The sequence below is a fragment of the Streptomyces albofaciens JCM 4342 genome (assembly GCF_008634025.1).
GTDB classification, from domain to species: domain Bacteria; phylum Actinomycetota; class Actinomycetes; order Streptomycetales; family Streptomycetaceae; genus Streptomyces; species Streptomyces albofaciens.
Window position 1 is genome coordinate 3566857 of sequence record NZ_PDCM01000002.1, and the last position, 18727, is coordinate 3585583.

Annotated in this window: 21 protein-coding genes; 9 read left to right on the forward strand and 12 right to left on the reverse strand. The window is 71.6% G+C overall.

All coding sequences use genetic code 11. The features are described from left to right. Nucleotides 1-19 precede the first annotated feature (19 nt). The 3 genes from CP973_RS35440 to CP973_RS35450 are packed head-to-tail and all read left to right on the forward strand — an operon-like array spanning nt 20 to nt 1787. Entirely contained in the window at nt 20-496 is a 477-nt protein-coding gene (locus tag CP973_RS35440) for a carboxymuconolactone decarboxylase family protein (RefSeq protein WP_150248146.1), read from the forward strand. Next, complete coding sequence (locus CP973_RS35445) at nt 496-987, forward strand: carboxymuconolactone decarboxylase family protein (protein ID WP_150248147.1); 492 nt, start codon at nt 496-498, stop codon at nt 985-987. The genes CP973_RS35440 and CP973_RS35445 overlap by 1 nt, the downstream gene beginning before the upstream one ends. Further along, a complete protein-coding gene (locus CP973_RS35450; RefSeq protein WP_150248149.1) occupies nt 984-1787 on the forward strand; it encodes an isocitrate lyase/PEP mutase family protein in 804 nt (267 codons plus the stop codon). Before CP973_RS35445 ends, CP973_RS35450 begins: the two co-directional genes overlap by 4 nt. Nucleotides 1788-1891: 104 nt before the next feature. Here CP973_RS35450 and CP973_RS35455 read toward each other — a convergent pair whose 3' ends face one another. Further along, the gene (locus tag CP973_RS35455; RefSeq protein ID WP_150248151.1) at nt 1892-2635 is read right to left on the reverse strand and encodes a Clp protease N-terminal domain-containing protein; all 744 of its coding nucleotides are present in this window, start codon (nt 2633-2635) and stop codon (nt 1892-1894) included. A gap of 89 nt (nt 2636-2724) precedes the next feature. On the opposite strand from CP973_RS35455, the gene CP973_RS35460 reads away from it, so the two are divergent. Continuing rightward, nucleotides 2725-3366 carry a TetR/AcrR family transcriptional regulator gene (locus CP973_RS35460; RefSeq protein ID WP_150248153.1) on the forward strand — a complete coding sequence of 214 codons (642 nt, stop codon included), beginning with the start codon at nt 2725-2727 and terminating at the stop codon, nt 3364-3366. Between the two features lie 36 nt (nt 3367-3402). After that, nucleotides 3403-4266: a YqeB family protein gene (locus CP973_RS35465; protein ID WP_208853361.1), complete on the forward strand. Its 864-nt coding sequence runs from the start codon at nt 3403-3405 to the stop codon at nt 4264-4266. Between the two features lie 54 nt (nt 4267-4320). Here the strand turns inward: CP973_RS35465 and CP973_RS35470 are convergent, their stop codons facing one another. Then, on the reverse strand, nt 4321-4803 hold the full coding sequence (locus CP973_RS35470) for a carboxymuconolactone decarboxylase family protein (protein ID WP_150248155.1): 483 nt from the start codon (nt 4801-4803) through the stop codon (nt 4321-4323). A 47-nt stretch (nt 4804-4850) separates the two neighbouring features. On the opposite strand from CP973_RS35470, the gene pdxR reads away from it, so the two are divergent. Then, a complete protein-coding gene (gene pdxR / locus CP973_RS35475) occupies nt 4851-6302 on the forward strand; it encodes a MocR-like pyridoxine biosynthesis transcription factor PdxR (protein ID WP_150248157.1) in 1452 nt (483 codons plus the stop codon). 8 nt (nt 6303-6310) lie between these two features. Here pdxR and CP973_RS35480 read toward each other — a convergent pair whose 3' ends face one another. Then, complete coding sequence (locus CP973_RS35480; protein WP_244410201.1) at nt 6311-6679, reverse strand: DUF7848 domain-containing protein; 369 nt, start codon at nt 6677-6679, stop codon at nt 6311-6313. Nucleotides 6680-6786: 107 nt separating this feature from the next. Here CP973_RS35480 and CP973_RS35485 point away from each other — a divergent pair, with 107 nt between their 5' ends. The 3 genes from CP973_RS35485 to CP973_RS35495 are packed head-to-tail and all read left to right on the forward strand — an operon-like array spanning nt 6787 to nt 8052. Continuing rightward, entirely contained in the window at nt 6787-7614 is an 828-nt protein-coding gene (locus tag CP973_RS35485) for a helix-turn-helix domain-containing protein (RefSeq protein ID WP_150248159.1), read from the forward strand. After that, on the forward strand, nt 7611-7811 hold the full coding sequence (locus CP973_RS35490; protein ID WP_150248161.1) for a DUF397 domain-containing protein: 201 nt from the start codon (nt 7611-7613) through the stop codon (nt 7809-7811). The genes CP973_RS35485 and CP973_RS35490 overlap by 4 nt, the downstream gene beginning before the upstream one ends. A gap of 40 nt (nt 7812-7851) precedes the next feature. Continuing rightward, a complete protein-coding gene (locus CP973_RS35495; RefSeq protein ID WP_150248163.1) occupies nt 7852-8052 on the forward strand; it encodes a DUF397 domain-containing protein in 201 nt (66 codons plus the stop codon). A 30-nt stretch (nt 8053-8082) separates the two neighbouring features. On the opposite strand, the gene CP973_RS35500 is transcribed toward CP973_RS35495, so the two are convergent. From CP973_RS35500 to CP973_RS35540, 9 genes are all read right to left on the reverse strand, one after another. Beyond that, nucleotides 8083-9252, reverse strand: a complete 1170-nt coding sequence (locus tag CP973_RS35500) for a trypsin-like serine peptidase (RefSeq protein ID WP_150248165.1) — start codon at nt 9250-9252, stop codon at nt 8083-8085. Between the two features lie 244 nt (nt 9253-9496). Then, nucleotides 9497-10183 carry a response regulator gene (locus tag CP973_RS35505; RefSeq protein WP_150248167.1) on the reverse strand — a complete coding sequence of 229 codons (687 nt, stop codon included), beginning with the start codon at nt 10181-10183 and terminating at the stop codon, nt 9497-9499. 128 nt (nt 10184-10311) lie between these two features. After that, nucleotides 10312-10797, reverse strand: coding sequence for a hypothetical protein (locus tag CP973_RS35510; protein WP_150248169.1), 486 nt, complete (start codon nt 10795-10797; stop codon nt 10312-10314). Nucleotides 10798-10909: 112 nt separating this feature from the next. Then, on the reverse strand, nt 10910-12577 hold the full coding sequence (locus CP973_RS35515) for a sensor histidine kinase (protein WP_150248171.1): 1668 nt from the start codon (nt 12575-12577) through the stop codon (nt 10910-10912). 144 nt (nt 12578-12721) lie between these two features. After that, nucleotides 12722-13720 carry an ABC transporter substrate-binding protein gene (locus CP973_RS35520; protein WP_150250735.1) on the reverse strand — a complete coding sequence of 333 codons (999 nt, stop codon included), beginning with the start codon at nt 13718-13720 and terminating at the stop codon, nt 12722-12724. 2 nt (nt 13721-13722) lie between these two features. Continuing rightward, complete coding sequence (locus CP973_RS35525) at nt 13723-15714, reverse strand: ABC transporter permease (protein ID WP_150248173.1); 1992 nt, start codon at nt 15712-15714, stop codon at nt 13723-13725. Continuing rightward, on the reverse strand, nt 15711-16007 hold the full coding sequence (locus CP973_RS35530; protein WP_150248175.1) for a hypothetical protein: 297 nt from the start codon (nt 16005-16007) through the stop codon (nt 15711-15713). Before CP973_RS35530 ends, CP973_RS35525 begins: the two co-directional genes overlap by 4 nt. Further along, nucleotides 16007-17128: a quaternary amine ABC transporter ATP-binding protein gene (locus CP973_RS35535; RefSeq protein WP_150248177.1), complete on the reverse strand. Its 1122-nt coding sequence runs from the start codon at nt 17126-17128 to the stop codon at nt 16007-16009. Before CP973_RS35535 ends, CP973_RS35530 begins: the two co-directional genes overlap by 1 nt. Further along, complete coding sequence (locus tag CP973_RS35540) at nt 17125-18669, reverse strand: GMC family oxidoreductase (protein ID WP_150248179.1); 1545 nt, start codon at nt 18667-18669, stop codon at nt 17125-17127. The genes CP973_RS35535 and CP973_RS35540 overlap by 4 nt, the downstream gene beginning before the upstream one ends. Nucleotides 18670-18727 lie beyond the last annotated feature (58 nt).

An 18727-nucleotide genomic window follows, 5' to 3' on the forward strand; every position in this document is an offset into this window, starting at 1 on the left:
CGGGCGTAGCGTCGCAGCCATGACCACGAACGAAAACCCCGAGCAGGGACACCACCACCCGCGGATCGCCATCGCGCCCAACGCGCCCGAGGTCTACCGGGCCATGGTCGCGCTCGACGCGGCGGCCAAGAAGGGGCTGGACCCGGCGCTGGTCCACCTGGTGAAGATCCGTGCCTCGCAGATCAACCACTGCGCCTTCTGCATCGACATGCACATCAAGGAGGCCCGCAAGGACGGGGAGACGGAGGAGCGCGTCTACCTCCTCAACGCCTGGGAGGAGGCCGCCGGGCACTACACCGCCAAGGAGCAGGCCGCCCTCGCCCTCACCGAGGCCGTCACCGTCCTCACGGACGGCTTCGTGCCGGACGCGGTGTACGAGCGGGCCGCCGGCCAGTTCGAGGAGGCCGAGCTCGCCCAGCTCATCGCCCTGATCACCACCATCAACGCGTGGAACCGCTTCGGCGTGACCACCCGTATGACGCCGGGGCAGGCGTGATGACGACCGCCACCGACTCCGCCCGGCTCGCCTTCTACAAGCTCGCTCCGGGGGTCTACCAGCCCCTGCTGAACGCGCACATCGCCGCGAAGAAGGGCCTGGGCGACCCCGTCCTGGCCGAGCTGGTCCTGATCCGCGCCTCGCAGATCAACCACTGCGCGTTCTGCCTCGACATGCACGTCAAGGACGCGCGGAAGGCCGGGGTGTCCGAGGAGCGCATCCACCTCCTCAACGCCTGGGAGGAGGCCACCGGGCACTACACCGCCAAGGAACAGGCCGCCCTCGCCCTCACCGAGGCCGTCACCGTCCTGACGTGGGGGTCCCCCCGGCCGGAGGCTGGGGGAGGCTTCGTGCCGGACGCGGTGTACGAGCGCGCCGCCGCGCACTTCGACGAGCGCGAACTCGCCCACCTCATCGCCCTGATCACCACCATCAACATGTGGAACCGCATCAACGTCACGATCCGGCAGCCCATCGGAGGCGGCGCGTGACCGCCGCGGCCCTGCGCGCCCTGCACCACGGCCGGGCGGCGGACGATCCGCTCGTCCTGCCCGGTCCGTGGGACGCGGAGAGCGCGCGGATCTTCGCGGCGGCCGGGTTTCCGGCCCTGGCCACGCCGAGCGCGGGGGTGTCGGCGGCACTCGGGTACGCGGACGGCGGCACACCGCCGGACGAGATGTTCGCGGCGGTCGCCCGGATCGTACGGGCCGTGGACGTGCCGGTGACGGCGGATCTGGAGGCGGGCTACGGTCTGCCCGCGAAGGAACTGGTGGAGCGCATCGCCGCCACCGGGGCGGTGGGCTGCAACATCGAGGACAGCGATCACCACAGCGGGGCGCTCACGGATGCCGGGCGGCAGGCGGACCGGCTGGCGGCGATCCGGGCCGCGGCCGGGGACGGGCTGGTGCTCAACGCTCGTATCGATGTGTTCCTGCCCGGCAGGGGCGGTTCCGGTGGTGTGGACGGTTCCGGTGGTACGGGCGGTTCCGGCGGTACGGACGATTCCGGCGGTGCGGGCCTGGCGGCGCAGGTGGAGGAAGCGGTACGGCGCGGGCTGCGGTACGCCGACGCCGGAGCCGACTGCGTCTACCCGATCCTCGCGCCGCCGCGGGTCCTGCGGGAACTGGCGGACCGGATCGGGCTGCCGGTCAACGCCATCGCCGTACCGGGCGGCCCGTCCCCGCGTGAACTGGGCGCGGCGGGCGCGTCCCGGGTCACCTTCGGCGGCGGGCTGCACCGGCGGGCGATGGGGGCGGTGCAGGCATTGGCGGAGGAACTGCGTACGGGGTGAGGAGTCGCGTACGGGCCGAGGAGTCGCGTACGGGCCGAGGAGTCGCGTACGGGCCGAGGAGTCGCGTACGGGCTGACGGCCGGGCCGTGACGGCCCGGCCGGAATCACTTCCCTTCTTCCCGATCCGCGACGATCTTGGCCAGCGTCGCGGTGATGTCGGCCTCGGACGCCTCCTTGGTGATGCCGAGGCCGCTCAGCAGTCCCTCGCCGTCCTCCAGCTCCAGCAGCGCGAGCAGGATGTGCTCGGTGCCGACGTAGTTGTGGCCCAGGCGCAGCGCCTCGCGGAACGTGAGCTCCAGCGCCTTCTTGGCCTGCGCGTCGAACGGGATCAGCGCGGGCATCTCCCCGGCCGCGGCCGGCAGCGACTCGGTCACCCGCTGCCGGACGGCATCCAGCGTCACGCCCTGCGCCACGATCGCCCGCGCCGCGAGGCCGTCCGGCTCGGCCAGCAGGCCGAGCACCAGGTGGGCGGTGCCGATCTGGTTGTTGCCCGCGGCGTGGGCCTCGTTCTGCGAGGTCACCACCACGTTGCGGGCGCGTTCCGTGTAGCGGCCGAAGCCCTGGCTGGGGTCGAGGTCGGACGCCTCGCCGGGCGCCTTGGGGACGAACCGCTTCTGGGCCGCCTGCTTGGTGACGCCCATGCTCTTGCCGATGTCCGTCCAGGAGGCGCCGGAGCGGCGGGCCTGATCCACGAAATGGCCGATCAGGTGGTCGGCGACCTCGCCGAGGTGCTCGGCGGCGAGCACCGCGTCGGTGAGCTGGTCCAGCGCGTCCGTGTGGACCTTCTTGATGGCCTCGATCAGCTCGTCGAGGCGGACGGGGTGGGTACTGCGGGTGGGTTCGGTCATGCGTCAACCGTAAGTTGACGCCCGGTCCACCGTCAACCCCGAGTTGACGATCTAGCCTTTACTGGAGCAGTCGCTCTACTATTGTGGTGATGCGTACCGTCAACCCCGAAGAGCACGCCCGCAAACGGGCCCACATCCTCAGCGCCGCGGCCGAGGAGTTCGCCGCGCACGGCGTGGATGGCACGTCCACCGCCCGTATCTGCCGGGCCGCCGGGATCGGCTCCGGCACCCTCTTCCACTACTTCGCGACCAAACGCGACATCTTCCACGCGCTGTTCGGCGACGATGTGCCGCGCAACGCCGAAGCGTGCGCCCGCGCGCTCGCCGCGGACCGGCCGGACGACGGCCTCGACCTCCTGCTCGACCACCTGCTCGCCGACCTCGCCGACCCGCTGGTCCCGGGCCTCGCCGCCGCGGCCGTCTTCCAGGCCAACCGCGACGAGGAGTTCGCCAGGATGATCCATACGGACAACACGCAGATACGAGCCGCCCTCGCCACCCTGACCGAACGGCTCGCCACGGCGGGACGCCGGCTCGCCTTCCCTCCCGAACGGGTCGCCGGCTGGATCCAGAGCCTGATCGACGGCGCCTATCTCACGGCCGACGAACCCGGCTTCGACCCCGCGGCGCACGCCGCCGAGCTACGGCGGATCGTCGCCTGGCTGACCGGCCGGGAACGGACCGGCGCGGCCCCGCACCGTACCGGCGGGCCCGCCCCGTCCCACCCCTGACCTCACCCACCCCGCACCCGAGGGAGAACCGCCCCGATGCCCACCGACAACCCGCCCCCCAAGGCATCGTCACCGTCCAAGGTTCCGTCTTCGCCCGACCGGACCTCCGTCGGCCCCACCACCGGCGACCGCGCCGTGCTGTGGGCCGGTTTCCCCGTACTGGGAGCGGTGGTGGTGTGGCTGCTCAGCCGGGCGGCGGGCTGGGTGGCTTCACTGCCCTGGGCGCCGCTGCAAGGGCCGTTCAAGCTGGTCGCGTCCCTGCCCGAACCACAGGTGTCGATCGGGGCCGCGGTCGTCGGCGCGCTGCTGGGCCTGGCGATCGCGTTCTTCGCCGAGCTGGAGTACGTGACCGGCGTCATCGGCCCCGAGCAGGCCGAACTGACCGTGGACCGCGTCTCCCGCACGGTGCCGCGCACGGCGACGGCCGCGGTCTTCAAGGACGGCAAGAGCCTGGTCGTACTCGGCCACGACACCACAGAACTGGTCCGGATGCGCGGCGACTTCGACACGGAGCGGTTCGCGGCGGCGTTCCGGCGGCACGGCTACCCGTGGCGGCCGGACGGCGACCCGTACGCCGCCGACTTCCGCCGCTGGGTGACGGCCCAGCCCGACCTGTCCGCCGCCGCCCACGCCCTCCTCAAGGCCCGTGAGCACGCCCTGAAGAAGGGCCACAAGGAGGACGCCGAGCAGCTGCGGACCGAGCTGGCCGCGCTGGGCATCGTCGTACGGGAAGGGAAGGACAAGGCGCAGCATTGGCGGCGGGTGCGGGCCGCCTCGGACGCCCCGGACCGCACTGACACCGACACCGGCAGCGCCACCGACACCAGTAGCGCCACCGACACCAGTAGCGGTACCGACACCGGTAGCGGTACCGACACCGGTAGCGGTAGCGGTACCTGACGCGGCCCGTACCGCCCCGCCCGGCCCCGCACCGCACCGCCCCACCCAGATCCCTCAGTCGCTGCCCGGCGTCTTGCCCGTGCTGACGGCGATCCGGTTCCAGGTGTTGATCGCGAACGTCAGGGTGAGCAGCCCGGCGAGCTCCGTGTCGTCGAAGTGCTCGGCGGCGCGGGCGTACTCCTCGTCCGGCACTCCCTGGTCGGCAAGTCGGGTGACCGCTTCCGTCAGGGCGAGCGCGGCCCGTTCCCGTTCCGTGAAGAACCCGCGCGCCTCGCGCCACGCGGCGACCATGTCCAGCCGCTCGTCGCTCTCCCCGCGCTTGCGGGCGTCGGTGGTGTGCATGTGGAGGCAGTACGCGCAGTGGTTGAGCTGCGAGGCGCGGATCTGCACCAGTTCGACGAGGGCCGGGTCCAGGTGCTCGCGGGCGGCGCTGTCGAAGGCGAGGAGGGCCTTGAACGCCTTGGGCGCGGTGCGGGCGAAGTCGAGGCGGCGGGTGGCGGACGTTTCGGTACCGGCGGTCTGTGTCGTGTTCGTCATGTCCTCGAACCTAGGCAGCCGGGCGACCCGCTGTAGGGTGCGCTTCCATGGGGGGATCATGGGTCAATTCCGCGGCGGTCCTGGGTACGGACCTGCATCTGGAGCTGGTCGGACCGGGCAGCCGGCGGGCCGCGCTCATACGGGCGCTGCGTGAGGCCGTACGTACGGGACGGCTCGCGCCCGGCACGAAGCTGCCGCCGTACCGCTCGCTCGCCGCGGACCTGGGCATTGCCCGCAACACCGTCGCCGACGCCTACGCGGAACTGGTCGCCGAGGGGTGGCTGAGCGCGCGGCAGGGCTCGGGCACCCGGGTCGCCCAGCGCGCGGAACCGCTGCGCCCCTCCCCTTCCCCCGCTCCCCGGCCCGTGGCCGCACGCCCCGTGCACAACCTGCTCCAGGGCCAGCCGGACGCCGCCTCGTTCCCCCGTAGCGCATGGCTCACATCGGCCCGCCGCGCGCTGACCGCAGCCCCGAATGACGCGTTCGGCCCCGGCGACCCGCGCGGCCGCCCCGAACTGCGGCGCGCGCTGACGGAGTATCTGGCGCGCGCGAGGGGTGTACGCACCGAGCCCGAACGCATCGTGATCTGCTCAGGCTTCGCGCACGCGCTGCGCCTGCTGTTCGCCAGTCCGGCGGTCGGCGGGCAGCCGGTCCTCGGCGGACCGCTGGCCGTCGAGGAGTACGGTCTGGAGTTCCACCGGTCGCTGCTGGCAGCTGCGGCGGTACGCACCGTACCCCTCCCGGTGGACGAACACGGCGTCGATATTGCCGAATTGCCGTCCTCACCCGCCTTACGGGCGGCCCTCCTCACCCCCGCGCACCAATTCCCCACCGGCGTACCGCTGCACCATGACCGCCGTGCCGCAGCCGTCAACTGGGCGCGCGGCACCGGAAGTCTGATCCTGGAAGACGACTACGACGGCGAGTTCAGGTACGACCGGCAGCCCGTAGGAAGCCTCCAGGGACTCGACCCCGACCACGTCGTCCACATCGGGTCGGTGAGCAAGAGCCTGTCGCCCGCGCTGCGGCTGGGCTGGATGGTGCTGCCCGAGCACCTGGTGGAACCGGTACTGGCCGCGAAGGGCGAGCGGGAGGCGTGGGCCGGCGTCACGGACCAGCTCACCCTCGCGGACTTCATCGAGCGCGGCGCGTACGACCGCCATGTGCGCAGCATGCGGTTGCGCTACCGGCGGCGGCGCGACCGGCTGGTGGACGCGGTGGCGGCGAGCGCGCCGCACATCACGGTCAGTGGCATCGCGGCCGGTCTGCACGCCGTACTCGAACTGCCCGCGCAGGACGGCGAACAGGGCGAAGAGGCCGCCCTGCGAGCGGCCCGCTGGCAGGGCCTGGCCCTCGACGGCCTGACCACATACCGCCACCCGGACGCCACCGGCCCCGCCCGCCACGGCCTGGTCGTCGGCTACGCCACCCCGCCGGAGCATGCCTTCGGCGCGGCACTGGAGGCGCTGTGCCGGGCGCTGCCGGATCGGCGGGGATAGCGCCGCCGCTATTGGCTGCGCTTCTTGACGGGCCTGGAGAAGATGCTGACGGGCTCCTCCGTCCGCTTCTCGAAGAGTTTGTGCCCGGTATCGGCCGCGTGTTCACGCATCCAAGTGTTCGTCTGCATGGGAGCGTCCCACACGGCAGAACGGGCGCCACACTCCGAACCGCCGATTTTGGTGACACATTCGGCGACGTGTTTGCGGATGCCGGTGATCTGGATTTCCAGACGGGTCGGCGCGGGAGCGGGAGCTGTCATGGGGTGACCTTCCGCTCGGCGGGTGTCGGAAGCGGTACCACCGCCATCACTGGTGCGCACAAGAAGCACGCCGTCATGTCCGCATGAGCACATCAGTCGGTTGAGGTGTTCGGACAAGGTCGACTCCTCTCTGTAGTGATTCCACTACCAGGGGGAGCCAGGGTGCTCTACAGTCGGGGTCAGTTCAACTTGCGCCTATTGAACGACGAGTTAGGTGGTGGCTGTTGAACCGGAAAGAGCTGGACCCCGACCGATCCCCCGCTGCACGCTTCGGCGTCCGTCTGCGTGCACTGCGGGACGAGCAGGGGTGGACGCAAGAAGAACTGGCGGAGCGCTTGGGCTACTCCGGTACGCACATTTCCGCCATCGAAAATGGCCGCCGTCCCCCAACTCCCCGCTTCGCGACAAGAGCGGACAAGGTACTGGGAACCGGTGATCGTCTTGAACGTCAGGGACGGTCCGTGCGCCAGCCGGCGCTGATAGAAGGGCTCCCTGAGTACGTAGGGCATGAGGCACGGGCAGCAGAAATCCGGCTCTACGATGTAGGCGTCATCCCCGGCCTCCTTCAGACACCGGAGTACGCAACGGTCATCGCCAAGAGCGCCGTAAAACGGGGAGCGATCACACCTGACCAGGCGGACGAGCGTGTGGCGCTAGTGGCAAAACGACAAGCCGCGCTCGCTCGAACGCCTTCACCGCAGGTCTTCGTGGTACTGGACGAAAGCTGCATCCGGCGGTCTATCGGTACACCCGATGTCATGGACGCCCAGTGGGATCGCCTAGTCGAGTTTGCGGAGATGCCGAACACCGTGTTCCAGATCGCCCCGTTCGCCTTGGGTGAGCGCCGTCCGCTCAGCCTGCCGCTTTACGTCCTCACCCTGCCGGACCGCAAGCTCATGTCGTACGCAGAATCCGCCCAACAGGGCTACCTTGAAAGGGACATGGTGTCGGTGCTGCCTCTGCTGGCGGCCTACCATCAGCTGCAAGCTGAAGCGCTCTCCCAAGCGTCGTCCCTGGCCTTGATCGAACAGCTACGAAAGGGCACCCCGTGACCACCGAGACCCCCCGTTGGTTCAAGTCCTCCTACAGCGAAAACGGCGGCGTCTGCATAGAGGTAGCCACCAACCTCACCACCACGCGCGGCGTGGTCCCCGTCAGGGACTCCAAGAACCCGCACGGGCCGGTCCTGACTCTCACCCTCGACGCGTGGGCCGAATTGGTCGAGTTCGCCCGGCAGGCCACCGTTTGACCTCTGGCGACCGGCCACGTCAGCTACGAAGGGACTCACCATGACCACCGACTCCCCCCGCTGGGTCAAGTCCTCTTACAGCAACAACGGAGGCCAATGCATCGAGATCGCCACCAACCTCGTCACCACACACGGCGTGATCCCCGTCCGCGACTCCAAGAACCCGGACGGTCCGGCCCTGGCGCTGACCCCCGGCGCCTGGGCCGAACTTGTCGACTTCGCCCGGGGGCTCGCCACCTGAGCCCGGCCGGCCTACCGGCGGGTCCTCCCCTCACGCGAACTTGCGGCTGATCCCGTCGAAGACCCGCTTCGCCTCCACCCCCAGATGCGGCCCCGCCAGCCACGTGTGGTCCAGGGAGCCTATGGAACTGTTGGAGACCAGGTAGGTGCGGCCGCCCCGGTTGGTGAACCAGCCGCCGCCGGACGTGCCGCCGGTCATGGTGCAGCCGATGCGGTGCATCGGGGGCGTGCCGGGGGACATGGTGAGGCGGCCGGGGCGGGAGGGGCAGTTCATCATGCGGGCGCCGTCGTAGGGGGGTGCGGCCGGGTAGCCGAAGGCCTGGAGGCCGTTGATGTGGTCGGCGGAGGGGGCGCCGAACCAGACCGGCAGTGCCGCGCCGACCGTTTCCTGGAGCGACTTGCCGCCGCCGCGTTCCGGACGGACGTGGAGCACGGCGAAGTCGTAGGCGGAACCGGCGTTGCCGGACTTCGTGCTGCCCATGTCGATCCACTCGCCGGACGTGGTGACCCAGTTGGCCCACCACACGCCGTACGGCGCGACTTCCTGCGCCGGGGCCCGGCCGACCTGGCTCATCGGCAGGCCCTCGTCGTTGTAGGACGGCACGAAGACGATATTGCGCATCCACCCGCCGCTCTTGCCGGTGTGCACGCAGTGGCCGGCGGTCCACACGAGGTTGGATTTGCCGGGGTGCGCCGGGTCCTCGACCACGGTGCCGGAGCAGACCATCGGGCCCTGCGGACTGTCGAACATGATCTTGCCGATGGGGGCCATGTGCTGGTGGTACGGGCGCGCCACCTGCTGCGCCTGTACCGGGCGCGGCTCGGGGTCGGTGCCGCCGTCGGCCGTGCCGGCGCTCTGGGCGGTGACGTCCGGGGTGGTCTTCGCCTCGGCCATCCGGGACGGGTTCCACAGGTCCTTGATGATCGGGTTGGCGAACTCGGAGGCCTTGCGGGACCACTGGTCCCAGTCCTTCCAGCCGTCCTTCTCCCACTTCTTGATGCCGTCCAGGTCGGACGGCAGCCCGTTGGGCAGGTCGGGCCCGCCGGCGTCCTGGCCCGCCGCGCCCTTCCTGTCCCCGGCCGCGGCCGAACTCCCTGGCCCGGCGGCGGCCTTGTCGTCGCCGGGGCCGCAGGCGGTGACGGCGGTGAGCAGCGTGACCACCGCGGCGGCGGCCGCGGCGGTACGGCGTATGGCAGGCATGGAGCGGGTTCCCCCTGGTGCGTCCGGTGAAGCGGCATCGAGCGGCCTGCCCCCGGCCGGGGGCGTGTCCACTATGCCTGTGGGGGACGCGGGAGCAGGGGTGAGGGGTTGCGGTCGGCGACGGCTGCTTCGATCACGCGCTTACGGACCGCCCGGTGCCGCCCGGCGGACCGTCCGACGCACCGCCCGGCGCACCACCCCGGCGGGCCGTCCGACGCACCGTCCGGCGCACCGCCCGCGCGCCTCAGCCCGCCAGCCCCGCCTGGTGCGCCAGCAGGGCCGCCTGTACGCGGCTCTCCGTGCCGGTCTTGTCGAGGATGCGCCCGACGTGGGTCTTGACCGTGCCCAGGCCGATCTCCAGCCGACGGCCGATCTCCAGGTTCGACAGGCCCTCGCCGAGCATCGCCAGCACCTCCCGTTCCCGGTCGGTCAGCGCGGCCAGCCGCTCGTCGGCACCCTCGGCGCCGACCCGGCCGCCGCCCTGGAGCATCCGCCGTACGACGTGCCCGGTGACGCCGGGCGAGAGGACCGCGTCCCCGGCGGCGGCCGCCCGTACGGCGCTGATCAGTTCCTGCGGCCCCTCGTCCTTGAGCAGGAAGCCGCTGGCGCCCGCCTGGAGGGCGCGGGTGACGTTCTCCTCGTCGCCGAACGTGGTGAGCATGACGACCTGCGGCTTGGGGTCGAGCCGGACGAGCTGTTCGATGGCGGCGAGACCGTCCAGGACCGGCATGCGGATGTCCACGAGGGCCACGTCCACCGGGTGCCGGGCGGCCAGCTCGATCGCCTCGGCGCCGTTGGCGGCCTCCGCGACGACGTCGATGTCCTCGGCGTGCCGCAGGATGAGCCGGACCCCGTGACGGATCATTTCCTCGTCGTCGGCGAGGAGGACGCGTACGGGCCCGCCGGGGCGCTCACCGTGCAGATCGCTCATGGGGCCACAGTATCCGGGCGGGGCGGCCGGGCTTCGTTCCGGCTCGGCGGACCGCCGGGGCTCGTTCCGGCTCGGCGGACCGCCGGGGCGCGTTCCCGCCCCGCGGGGCCGCCGGGTCCGCCTCGGCCTCACTCCGGCTTCATGGACACCCCGAAGCTGTACTCCCCGCCCGGCTCCTCACGCAGCGAGCCCGGCACCCCGCCGACGCCTGCCAGCAGCGCCTCGGCCATGCCCCGGGTCAGCCGCGCGTCCGGACGCGGCGCGGGCTCCGGGGGCGCGGCCGGTTCGCGTGCCCCGAGCCGTTCGCCGCCCCAGGCCGTGAAGCGGGGCAGCGCCACGTTGCCGGTGCCCGGGCCCATGAAGGCGGCGGTGCCCGCGGCGACGACGACGCGGGCCCAGGTCTCCGAGCGTTCGGGGACGTACTCGCTGAAGAGGGTCAGCCGTACCAGGCCGTTGCCGTCGTCCATCCCGAAGGGCAGGGTCCACTCCAGTGCTCCGGGCAGGGGCTGCCAGTGGGTGCCCGCGCGCAGTTCCCGCTGGTAGACCTCGCGGCACGCCACCAGCACCGGTGCCAGGTAGCGGTTCACGTACGCGTACCAGACTTCCACCGCCATGACGCTCCCCCTCGGGCTTCCTCGGGCTTCCTCGGGCTTCTTCGGGCTTCGCGGACTGGCCGCACGGTATACGAGGTGGGGGTCGGCGGACATCCGTACCGGGAAATCGTGTTCAGGGCGCGGCCGGCACCCAGAACGTCTTGATCTCGGCCAGTACGTCGTCGCGGAAGCAGTAACGGGTGATCTCCATGCGTCCGGCCACGGGATCGTCGCCCGTGTACGGGAAGATGCAGTCCGTGCCGCTCGGCCGGGGCGGCTCGCGGCCCGAGGCGGCGGCGCGGGCGAGGCCGCTGTCGAAGGCGGCCGAGAACTGGACCTCCTGGCGGGACATGCCGACGTGGATCTCGCGTGGGGGCGGCGGCTCCTGGGACGGCCGGGCCCCTTGCACCAGCAACAGGCCGAGCACCAGCATCGTGCCCACCCCGACCAGCCCGAGGATGCCGGTGGCCACGCCGGGCAGGTGACGCAGTATGCCGGGCAGCGCGGCGAGGTCCCGCCGCCCCTCGGCAGCCAGGGAGGCCGACGTGGCCTTCGGCTGTTCGGTGGGCGCCGCGGCCGAAGCCGGGTGCGCGGGCACCGCCGCCTCGACCAGGAAGCCGCCCGCCTCGGTCGGTCCGGTCCGCAGCTCGCCGCCGAGCAGGCCCACCCGCTCGCGCAGACCGGGCAGACCGCGTCCGGTGCCGAGCCCGGTGGTGGCCTCCGGGGGTTCCGGGGGCGCGCCGTTGCGGACGGTGACGCGTACCAGTTCGGCGGTGTGCTCCACGGTCAGCCCGACGGAGGCGCCGGGCGCGTACCGGTGGACGTTGGTCAGCGCCTCGCGGACGACGCGGTGCACGGCACGCCGCACCCGCGGCTCCAGTCCGTCCAGGTCGGCACCCTGCCAGCGGACGGTGACGGGGACGCCCGCGGCCCGGGACTCCTCGGCCAGCGCCGCGATGTCCGCGCGGGTGCCGGTGGCGTCGGTGAGCGCCTCCGTACCGGTGTCGCGGCTCAGCGGGCCGAGGACGCCGAGGACCGCGCGCAGCTCGTTCATGGCGTCCCGGGTGGCCACGCGGACCTGCGTGGCGTTCTCCTTCAGCTCGGGGGCCTCGGTGGCGAGCGCCATCTCCAGGCCGCCGCTGCGCAGCGAGATCAGGCTGAGCCGGTGGCCCAGCAGGTCGTGCATCTCGGCGGCGATACGGGTGCGCTCCTCGACCCGGGAGGCGCTGTCGATCACCCGGCGGGCCTCCTCCGCGGCGGCGGCCCGCTCCCGCAGGGCCACCACCAGGCGTTCCTGCTGTCCGCGCGAGCTGCCGACCAGACCGGGCACGAGAATGCCGACACTGCCGGCCACGACGCCCTGCGCGAGGTCGAAGACCCAGCTTTCGTAGTCGGTGGCGGCCGTGCCGACGACGGCGGCCAGTACGGGGATGGCGGTGGCGGTGAGCAGGACGGCGGTACGGCGGCGCGGGTCGTCCGTGCGGCGGATCGTGTCGTAGGCGACGAGGGCGGTCAGCATTCCGGCGACCGGCAGGGCACCCGCGAGCGCGGCGAGCACCATCAGGACGGTGACGGGGAAGCGCCGCCGGGCGGGCAGCAGCACCGCCGCCGCGGCGCATACGGCCACTTTCATCTGGGACGGCAGCAGCTCGAAACAGCCGGGCGAATGCATCGCCGGCCCGGCGAGACCGAGATATCCGAACGCCACGGCCATTTCGAAGAGGACGGCCATCAGGCGTCGTTTGCGCCGGCGCGGTGGAGAAGCGGCGTACGGCCGGGCCGTCGGCGGCGTGGAGGACATGCCCTCGATTATCCGGACGCGGGTGCCGTGTGCGGTGGAACCTGAGGAGGAAGAAAGGCCGGGCGGGTATGCCCGAAGGCATACCCGCCCGGCCCGTGGCGTCCCGCCCCGTCTACAGGGCGCTCCTACGGGGTGACCGCCCGGCTACTTCTTCGGCAGCCACTTCTTCCAGACCTCCGGGTGCTTCTCCACCCAGGCCTTGCCCGCCTCGTCGGCGGACATGCCCTTCGAGGCGATCATCTCGGAGACCTCGTTCTGGTTTTCCTTCGTCCAGTGGAAGTTCTTCAGGAAGGCCGCGGCGTCGGAGCCGCCCTTGGCGAATTCCGTGTTGAAGAACTTCTGCAGCGGTGTCGTCGGATAGGCGCAGTCGATGGAGTCGGGGTCCTTCTTGCCCTTTTCCGCGCAGGCGTCGGAGTACTCCGGCAGCTTCACCTCCACCATCGGCACCTGGTTGAACAGCCACTGCGGCTCGTACCAGTACGTCAGGAACGGTTTCTGCTGCTTGGCGAACTGCTGGATCTGGGTGATCTGCGCCGCCTCGGAACCCGCGAAGACGACCTCGTAGTCCAGCTTGAGGTTCTTCACCAGCGCCTTGTCGTTGGTGACGTAGGACGGCGAGCCGTCCATCAGCTGGCCCTTGCTGCCGCTCTCGGAGGTGCGGAGCTGGTCGGCGTACTTGTTGAGGTTCTTCCAGTCGGTCACGTCGGGGTGCTTGTCGGCCCAGTACTTGGGCACCCACCACCCGATGTGGCCGGTGACGCCGTTGCCGCCGCCCGCCGTGATCGTCTTCTTGTCCTTGACGTACCGCTGCTCCTGGTCCGGGTGGCCCCAGTCCTCCAGGATGGCGTCCACCCGGCCCTGGCTGAGCGCGTCCCACGCCGGGATCTCGTCCACCTGGACGGTGTCGACGTGGTACTTCAGCTCGTGTTCGAGCAGGTACTTGGCGACCGCGACGTTGGCCTGCGCGCCGACCCAGGTCTGTACGGACAGGGTCACGGAGCGCTGGCCGCCCGCCGCCTGGAAGGGCGAGCCCTGCTTGGTCATGTCGGCCTTGCCGCAGCCGGAGAGGGCGAGCAGCGTCGCCCCGGCCAGCGCGGCGGCCCCCGCCACGCGTATGCGGGTACGGGTACGGGTACGCGACATCGTCATGCTCCCTTCCCCGTCGTACGGCGCTGCGTCGGCTGCGTCACCCGGTCCAGCATCAGGCCGAGGCAGACGATGGCGACGCCGGCGACCAGGCCGAGTGCCAGGTCACCCTTGGCGAGGCCGGTGACCACGTCGTACCCGAGCGCGCCGCCGCCCACCAGGCCGCCGATGATGACGACGGCGAGGACGAGGACGACGCCCTGGTTGACGGCCAGCAGCAGCGCGGGCCGGGCCAGCGGGAGCTGCACCTGCCGCAGCGTCTGCCAGCGGGTGGCGCCGAGCGAACGGGCGGACTCCATGGCGCCGGGATCGACCTGGCGCAGGCCCTGCGTGGTGATGCGGATGACCGCGGGCAGCGCGTACACGACGGCGGCGGCAGCGGCCGGGGCGCGGCCCACGGCGAACAGCGCGACCACCGGGATGAGGTACACGAACTGCGGCATGGTCTGCATGACGTCCAGCACCGGGCGCAGGATCGCCTCCAGGCGCTTGCTGCCCGCGGCGAGGATGCCGATGCCGAAGCCCAGCACCAAGGTCACCGCGAGGGCGGCGAGGACCTGGGAGAGGGTGTTCATGGACGGCTTCCACACGCCGAGGACGCCGATGGCGGCCAGCGCGAGCGTCGCGGTCAGCGCGGTGCGCCAGGTGCCGATCAGCCAGGCCAGCGCGGCGACGATCAGCAGCGCGCCCCACCACGGCAGCGCCGTCAGGCCGTCGCGCAGCGGGTCCAGGACCCAGGAGGTGAAGTGCGCGGCCCAGTCGGCGGTACCGCCGACGACCGGGACGCCGGAGTAGAGGTGGTCGACCATCCACTCCTTGAAGTCGTTGACCGGGCGGGCGATGGCCACCGTCCAGCCCGAGGGCCAGATGGTGGAGCCGGCCAGCCGGCCCGCGACGGTGGCGAGCACGGTCAGGACGGCGACACCGGCCCAGGCGTACCAGCCGCGCAGCAGCTTGGGGCCGCGGGGGGCCGCGTCGGCGCCCATCCGCTCACCGGCGGCGGCGGTCGTACGGTCCATGACGATGGCCAGCAGCACGATGGGTACGGCGGCGGCGAGCGCGGCGCCGACGTCCACGGAGGCGAGCGCCTGGTAGACGCGGTCGCCGAGACCGGCGGCACCGATCATGGAGGCGATGACGGCCATGGACAGCGCCATCATGATCGTCTGGTTGAGGCCGAGCAGCAGCTCCTTGCGGGCCAGCGGCAGGCGGGCGGTCAGCAGCCGCTGCCGGCCGGTCGCGCCGAGCGAGGTGACGGCCTCCAGGACGCCGGGGTCGGCGCCGCGCAGGCCGAGCGCGGTGAGGCGGGCCATCGGCGGAGCCGCGTAGACGACGGTGGCCAGCAGCGCGGCGGGCACGCCGATGCCGAAGACCAGGACAACGGGCAGCAGGTACGCGAAGGCGGGCAGCACCTGCATGGTGTCCAGCACCGGCCGCAGGATCTTGAACAGCCGCTCGGAGAGGCCGCCCGCGAGGCCCAGCAGGGCGCCCACCACGACCGAGGCGACGACCGCCACGATCATCAGGGCGAGGGTCTGCATGGTCGGCAGCCACATGTCCAGGACGCCGCTGACGGCGAAGGAGACCAGCGCGGTCGCGGCGATGCGGACGCCCGCGACGCGCCAGGCGACGAGGGTGACGCCCGCGGTGACGCCGGTCCAGCCGAGCAGCAGCAGGAGCTGGTAGACGGCGCGTACGGAGATGACGACGGCGTTGCTGAGGTGGCCGAGGAAGTAGACGAACAGCGGGTGGCTGTCGCGGTTGTCGATGATCCAGTCGCTGGTGCGGCCGAGCGGGCCGTTGAGGTCGACGGTCAGGTCACTCGGCCAGGTGCCGCTGGACCACTTCGCGTGCGCGAGCGGTACGAGGACCGCGGCGGCGACGGCGAGGACGAGGATCTTGCGGAGGCCGCGGCTCTGGAGGGCGGCTTGGAGAGCGCTCTGCCGGGCGGGCGCGGCGGCGGTGCTCGCGGTGGTGGTGGCGGCCGTCATGCGCGCCCCCGCTTCACCGTGCCGGCCGGTACCTGCATCGCCGCGGCGCGCTGGGCCTCGTGCCAGCGGTGCTGTACGGCGGTGCGGAACCGGCCCAACAGGGAGTCGGCGCCGGGGACTTGCCGGATGCGGGCCGGGGTCCCGGCAGGGGCCTGGGGCCGTGTCCGGTCCCGGTTCCGGCTCGGCGGATCGAGGGTCCGTACCTGGGCGGGAGCGACCCGTACGGGCCGGCGCGTCGGGGGCCAGCCGGCCGCCGCGAGGGCGGCGTCGGCGGTACCGGTGTGCGCGGTCATCAGGCAGCCACCTCGCCCCGGCCGGCGTCGATCTTGGCGACGACGTTGAGCAGGCAGGTGCTGTCCACGATGCCCAGGCAGCGCTTGCCGTCCATCACGCGGGCCGCGCCGCCGGAGCGGGCGACGGCCTCGATGGCGTCGGCGACCAGGGTGTCCGGCGTGAGCGCGGCCCCCGTCTCGGCCTCGCCGTCCTCGGCCGGGCGCATGGCGCGCCGTACGGTCAGCACCTGCTCGCGCGGCACGTCCTGGACGAAGTCGCGTACGTAGTCGTCCGCCGGGGAGCCCACGATCTCCTCGGGGGTGCCCAGCTGAACGATTTCCCCGTCCCGCATCAGCGCGATGCGGTCGCCGATGCGCAGCGCCTCGGCGAGGTCGTGGGTGATGAAGACCATGGTGCGGCCCTCGTCCTCGTGCAGCCGTACGACCTCTTCCTGCATGTCGCGGCGGATCAGCGGGTCGAGGGCGCTGAACGGCTCGTCGAAGAGGAGGACTTCGGGGTCCACGGCGAGCGCGCGGGCGAGCCCGACGCGCTGCTGCTGGCCGCCGGACAGCTGCCCGGGGCGGCGGTTCTCCAGCCCCGCGAGGCCGACCTTCACCACCATCTCGGCGGCGCGCTCGCGGCGTTCGGCACGCGGCACGCCCTGGATCTCCAGGCCGTACGCGACGTTGTCGAGCACCGAGCGGTGCGGCAGCAGGCCGAAGTGCTGGAAGACCATGGCGGCGCGTCGGCGGCGCAGTTCGCGCAGCGTGGACTTGTCCATGGCGCGCACGTCCTCGCCGTCCATGTCCAGGCCGCCGCTGGTCGGCTCGATGAGCCGGGTCAGACAGCGCACCAGGGTGGACTTGCCGGAGCCCGACAGGCCCATGACGACGAAGACCTCGCCCTTGTGGACGTCGAAGCTGACGTCGCGGACGGCGGCCGTGCAGCCGGTCCGCTCGCGCAGTTCGCGCGCGGACAGACCGGTCAGCTCGGTGTCCTCCGGGATGCGTTCGGCCTTGGGGCCGAAGACCTTCCACAGGTTGCGGACGGAGAAGACGACGTCCCGGGGGTCTTCGGCCGGCGGCGTGTCGACGGCCTTGCGGGGCCGGGGTATACCGGCTTCGGAGGCGGTGGCGGTCATCGGGCATCACCTCCCCGGGTCGGGGAGTCGACGAGCAGTTCGGCGGCCTTCTCCCCCACCATCAGTACGCCGATCATCGGGTTCACGGCGGGCATCGTCGGGAAGACCGACGCGTCGGCGATCCGGATGCGGGACAGGCCGCGGATCTTCAGCTCGGGGTCGACGACCGCCATCTCGTCGTCCTTGGCGCCCATCTTGCAGGTTCCCGCCGGGTGGTAGACGGTGTGCGCCGCCTTGCGGACCAGCTCGCTGATCTCCTCGTCCTCGGTCACGTCCGGGCCGGGGAAGACCTCGCGCTTGAGCCACTTCTTGAACGGCTCGGCCTCGGCGACCTTGCGGGCCAGCTTGATGCCGTCGACAAGGGTCCTGCCGTCGTAGTCGTCCTCGTCCATGAAGTACTTGAAGTCGAGCGCGGGCTTGACCTCGGGGTCCTTGGACGTGAGGTAGAGACGCCCGCGCGAGCGCGACTTGGGGATGTTCGGCGTCATCGACACACCGTGCTCGGGGCGTTCGTACCCCAGCCGCTCCGGATTGTCGGTGAACGGAATCTGGTAGAAGTGGAACATCAGGTCCGGGCCCTTGTGGTCCGGGTCCCGCTTCACGAACAGGCCCGCGTCGGAGTCCATCGCGGAGTTGCCCGGGATCGGCCCGTTCGTCTCCCACACGATCACCGACTCCGGGTGGTCGATCAGGTTCTCGCCGACGCCCGGCAGGTCGAGCTTGCACTCGATGCCCAGCGCTTCGAGGTCCCGCTTCGGCCCGATGCCCGAGTGCATCAGCAGCCGCGGGGTGTCCACCGCGCCGGCGCACACCAGCACCTCGCGCGCGGCCTCGACGTACACCTCCTCGCCGTCCTTGGTCCGGACGTGGACGCCCTTGGCGGTGGTGCCGTCCAGCTCCAGCTTGGTCGCCCAGGTCTCCAGCATCAGCGTGAGGTTGGGGCGGTCACCGGCCTCCATGTGCGGGTGGAGGTAGGCGACCGAGGCGGAGGAGCGCTTGTTGTTCTCCGGGTGGTACGACAGGTCGAAGAACCCGACGCCCTCCTCGAACGGCTGGTCGTTGAAGCCGACGACCTCGGGCACGCCGAGCGCGCTCTTGGTGGCCTCGATCCAGTCGGTGGCGATCTGGTTCTGGTCCTTCTTCGCCACCCGCACGATGTTGTTGCGCAGCTTGCCGAAGTAGGGGTCCATGTCCTTGGCGCCCCAGCCGGTGGCGCCCGCCGCCTCCCACTCGTCCCAGTCGGACGGCAGCGGCTTGAAGGAGATCAGGGTGTTGTGCGACGAGCAGCCGCCCAGCACCTTGGCGCGGCTGTGCAGGATGTGCGAGTTGCCGCGGGGCTGCTCGGTGGTGGTGTACTCGTAGTCCAGCTCGCCGCCGAGCAGGCCGAGCCACTTGCGCAGCGTCAGCACGTCCTCGCGGTCGATGTCGGACGGGCCGCCCTCGATGACGGCGACACGGACGCTCGGGTCCTCGGTGAGCCGGGAGGCGATCACCGATCCGGCGGTGCCACCGCCGACGATCACGTAGTCGTACACGGGCATGAGGTGGTGCTCCTTCTGCAAAGTTCGTGCGTGCGTGGTGCGGTGAACAGACGGGCCC

Coding starts and splice junctions, on each gene's coding strand:
- CP973_RS35530 (WP_150248175.1), bottom strand. CDS start 16,007: ATGACCGCGCACACCGGTACCGCCGACGCCGCCCTCGCGGCGGCCGGC.
- CP973_RS35445 (WP_150248147.1), top strand. CDS start 496: ATGACGACCGCCACCGACTCCGCCCGGCTCGCCTTCTACAAGCTCGCT.
- CP973_RS35465 (WP_208853361.1), top strand. CDS start 3,403: ATGCCCACCGACAACCCGCCCCCCAAGGCATCGTCACCGTCCAAGGTT.
- CP973_RS35535 (WP_150248177.1), bottom strand. CDS start 17,128: ATGACCGCCACCGCCTCCGAAGCCGGTATACCCCGGCCCCGCAAGGCC.
- CP973_RS35525 (WP_150248173.1), bottom strand. CDS start 15,714: ATGACGGCCGCCACCACCACCGCGAGCACCGCCGCCGCGCCCGCCCGG.
- CP973_RS35495 (WP_150248163.1), top strand. CDS start 7,852: ATGACCACCGACTCCCCCCGCTGGGTCAAGTCCTCTTACAGCAACAAC.
- CP973_RS35520 (WP_150250735.1), bottom strand. CDS start 13,720: ATGTCGCGTACCCGTACCCGTACCCGCATACGCGTGGCGGGGGCCGCC.
- CP973_RS35540 (WP_150248179.1), bottom strand. CDS start 18,669: ATGCCCGTGTACGACTACGTGATCGTCGGCGGTGGCACCGCCGGATCG.
- CP973_RS35460 (WP_150248153.1), top strand. CDS start 2,725: ATGCGTACCGTCAACCCCGAAGAGCACGCCCGCAAACGGGCCCACATC.
- CP973_RS35440 (WP_150248146.1), top strand. CDS start 20: ATGACCACGAACGAAAACCCCGAGCAGGGACACCACCACCCGCGGATC.
- pdxR (WP_150248157.1), top strand. CDS start 4,851: ATGGGGGGATCATGGGTCAATTCCGCGGCGGTCCTGGGTACGGACCTG.
- CP973_RS35510 (WP_150248169.1), bottom strand. CDS start 10,797: ATGGCGGTGGAAGTCTGGTACGCGTACGTGAACCGCTACCTGGCACCG.
- CP973_RS35505 (WP_150248167.1), bottom strand. CDS start 10,183: ATGAGCGATCTGCACGGTGAGCGCCCCGGCGGGCCCGTACGCGTCCTC.
- CP973_RS35470 (WP_150248155.1), bottom strand. CDS start 4,803: ATGACGAACACGACACAGACCGCCGGTACCGAAACGTCCGCCACCCGC.
- CP973_RS35455 (WP_150248151.1), bottom strand. CDS start 2,635: ATGACCGAACCCACCCGCAGTACCCACCCCGTCCGCCTCGACGAGCTG.
- CP973_RS35500 (WP_150248165.1), bottom strand. CDS start 9,252: ATGCCTGCCATACGCCGTACCGCCGCGGCCGCCGCCGCGGTGGTCACG.
- CP973_RS35515 (WP_150248171.1), bottom strand. CDS start 12,577: ATGTCCTCCACGCCGCCGACGGCCCGGCCGTACGCCGCTTCTCCACCG.